The 2,281-nt window shown below is 70.1% G+C and carries 2 protein-coding genes and 1 pseudogene; all 3 read right to left on the bottom strand.

Annotation, left to right across the window (positions count from 1 at the left end; translation table 11 throughout):
* A pseudogene (locus J7E68_RS15600) lies at positions 1-592 on the bottom strand (alpha/beta hydrolase); the annotation flags it as partial.
* A complete protein-coding gene (locus tag J7E68_RS15595; protein WP_215174111.1) occupies positions 589-1,746 on the bottom strand; it encodes a DNA polymerase III subunit delta' in 1,158 nt (385 codons plus the stop codon). The gene J7E68_RS15595 and the pseudogene J7E68_RS15600, both read right to left, overlap by 4 nt.
* A gap of 66 nt (positions 1,747-1,812) precedes the next feature.
* Positions 1,813-2,281, bottom strand: a 469-nt coding sequence (gene tmk / locus J7E68_RS15590; RefSeq protein ID WP_215174109.1) for a dTMP kinase, incomplete at its 5' end; no start/stop codon positions are given.

Below are 2,281 nucleotides of genomic sequence, written 5' to 3'. Positions count from 1 at the left end.
CGCACGCGTAGGCGAACGACTGGTGCGCCTCGGGGAGCTCGGCCTCCCACTCGGCGCTCCCCCGCTTCGCCTCGGGGATCGTGTAGAGGTAGTCGTCCATGCCTGCGGCATCGAAGCAGGCGACGGCACTGGACTCGCCGACGCCGCGCGGGTCGAACCCGATGACGTCGTAGTCCTCGATGAGGTCGGCCCCCACGGCGAAGTCGAGCGAATCCCGGATGAGCTCGACGCCGCTCGCGCCCGGCCCACCGGGGTTCGTCAACAGCGAGCCCTGCGCGGTGCCCGTGGCCTGGTGCCGAACGACCGAGAGCGTGATCTCGCCGTCGCCCGGGTTCTCCCAGTCGAGCGGCGCAGTCACATCGGTGCAGTCGAAACCGCTGCCGCAGGACGTCCAGGTGAGTGTCTGCCCGTAGAACGGCAACAGGTCTTCGGCGACGCCCTCGGTGTCGGGGGCGTTCGTGGTCGACGGTCGAGGCTCGGCCTGTTCCGGAATCATCGCGTACAGGCAGCCCGACAGTGCGACGGATGCGGCGGCGAGGCCCGCGATCACGGCGACGGCGCGTCGGATGCGGGAAGTCGGTCGAGTGTTCACGGTGTCCTCCCGCTCGTGACAGTCACGAGCAAGCTCTCGAGGGCGAGCAGCGGTGCGACGTTGCGCTCCAACGACTGGCGAGTATCGGCAAGGTGGTCGAGTACGACAAGCGTACGGGTCTCGGGCCACGAGGCGGCCAGCGCCGCCAGGTCTTCACGCAGCTCGCGGTTGATCAGTTCGTCGTCCCTGCCGAACTGCAGCATGACGACATCGCGGAACAGCGACTGCAGGTCGGTGAGCACGCGATCGATGCCGTCGCGCAGGCTGCGCGTCGCCCGCTTCTTCTGATCGTCTTCGAGTGCGGAGATCTGCGACCGCAGCGCAGGAGGCACCGCCTGCCCCTCGGCGACGCCCACCATGCGCAGCAGGTTCGCACGTTCGGCGGCGTCGCGCTCGGCGGTGAGCGCCTTGGCGTCGTCGGTGGCCGCCTGGATGATCCGACCGGCGACCTCGACCGCGTCGTTGACGCCGCGCACAGCGAGCACCGACCTCAGGGTCTCATCGCGGCGACGACGTGCGGCGTCGTCGGTCGCGAGGCGCTGAGCCATGCCGATATGACGCTGGGCGTGCCGTGCGGCCTGCTCGGCGACGGCGTCGTCGACCCCGGTGCGCAGCGTGATCAGTCGGGCGACGTCTGCCACATCGGGCTCACGCAGCCGCAGGGAGCGCACGCGCGAGCGGATGGTGGGAAGCAGGTCGGCTTCGCTGGGAGCGCAGAGGATCCAGACCGTCTTCTCGGGCGGTTCCTCGAGCGCCTTCAGCAGCACGTTCGATGTGCGCTCGACCATCCGGTCGGCATCTTCGACGACGATCACCCGATAGCGACCGGCCGAGGGAGCGAAGTACGAGCGCTCGACCAGGGCGCGCGCCTCGGCGATCGTGATGATGACCTTGTCGGTGCGCAGCGCCGTGACGTCGGGATGGGTTCCCGCGAGGACCTGCCTCATCGCGGCCTCGTCATCGGGACGGTCGGCGACCAGCGCGGCCGCGAACGCGTAGGCGAGCGTGGAACGCCCCGACCCCGGGGGGCCGGTGATCAGCCAGGCGTGAGAGAGAGCCGAGGGATCGGAGGCGGCGTTGCGCAGCGTCTCGACCGCGGCATCCTGCCCCCACACGTCGGCCCACGGGAAAGGGGCGGCGACAGTCTGGGGCATGCACTCAGCCTAATCGGGAGCACCGACGTGCACGGGCACTCGGTCGCGATGGGGGTGGTGGAGCGCTCAGCCGAGCAGCGTCGACACGCGTTCGCGGATCTGTCGAGAGATGCCCTCGGGGGTGCCTGCGGCGTCGACGACCAGGAAGCGCTCGGGTTCAGCCGCCGCCAGCTCGAGATAGGCATCGCGGACGCGAGCGTGGAATTCGGTCTTCTCGGCCTCGAGACGGTCGAAGGGCTTGTCGGCCGAATCGAGACGGACACGCGCGCAATCCGGGTCGAGGTCGAGCAGCACCGTCAGGTCGGGCAGCGCGCCCTCCGCCGCCCACAGCGACAGATCGCGGATCTCGGTGCCGTCGAGCACGCGCCCGGCGCCCTGATAGGCGACCGAGGAGTCGAGGTAGCGATCCTGGAGCACGACCTCGCCGCGTTCGAGCGCGGGACGCACGACCGTCGCGACATGATGCGCGCGGTCGGCTGCGTAGAGCAGCGCTTCGGCGCGCGGGACGATGTCCCCCCGGTGGTGCCGCACGACC

This window comes from Microbacterium sp. ISL-103 (genome assembly GCF_018613995.1).
Taxonomy (GTDB): Bacteria; Actinomycetota; Actinomycetes; order Actinomycetales; family Microbacteriaceae; genus Microbacterium.
Note: the sequence above shows the minus strand (reverse complement) of the source record. Positions and strands in the feature narration are given on the sequence as shown.